Origin of the sequence: Pseudoduganella buxea, assembly GCF_009720835.1 — a bacterium.
GTDB classification, from domain to species: Bacteria; Pseudomonadota; Gammaproteobacteria; order Burkholderiales; family Burkholderiaceae_D; genus Rugamonas; species Rugamonas buxea.
Genome location: NZ_WNKZ01000245.1, coordinates 1 through 545, shown reverse-complemented (window position 1 = coordinate 545; position 545 = coordinate 1). Strand labels below are relative to the sequence as shown.

Here is a 545-nt window from a genome sequence, read left to right as displayed (position 1 = left end):
CCGCGCCGTGGGCGGGGTGCGCGGCCAGCATTGCCCCCGCCACGGCAAGCAAGATGGCGCACAGGCGGCCGGCCGTGGCGGCGACCCATTGCGGCAACCCATGCGGCGTACGCAGCGGCACCCGGTGCGGCACCCACGCCGCGACCACCGGGGCGGCAGCGTCGCTGTTCGGATGATTCATGGCCTTCCTCCCAAACTCGTTTGCGGATGTCGACATGCCCCGGCCGCCGCTTGCACGGTGGCCGGGGCGCGCAGCTATGCCGAGGGCCCGCTCAGCGGCCCACGGCCAGGTTGGCCTGGACGTTGACGCTTTGCTGCACGAGCGAGCTGATGCCGCTGTTCTGGCTGATGACGGAAACGCCGGCAGCCGACTGCGCCACGCCGCTCATCGTGTTCGACATATTGAACACGCCGGCGTTGACGGTATTGCTCCCGCCCGCGCCGCCGGTACCGCCGGCACCGGCGCCACCGGTGGCCGCGCCGGCCATGTTGCCGCCACCGTTGCCGCCCATGCCACCCGTGCCACTGCCGCCAGCGCCACCGGC

The 545-nt window shown here is 72.7% G+C and carries 1 protein-coding gene and 1 pseudogene; both read right to left on the bottom strand.

Going from position 1 to position 545, the window contains the following annotated elements; translation table 11 throughout:
- Positions 1–181: hypothetical protein (locus tag GM672_RS27835; RefSeq protein WP_155473703.1), on the bottom strand; the 181-nt coding region annotated here is incomplete at its 3' end.
- Between the two features lie 91 nt (positions 182–272).
- A pseudogene (locus GM672_RS28645) lies at positions 273–545 on the bottom strand (hypothetical protein); the annotation flags it as partial.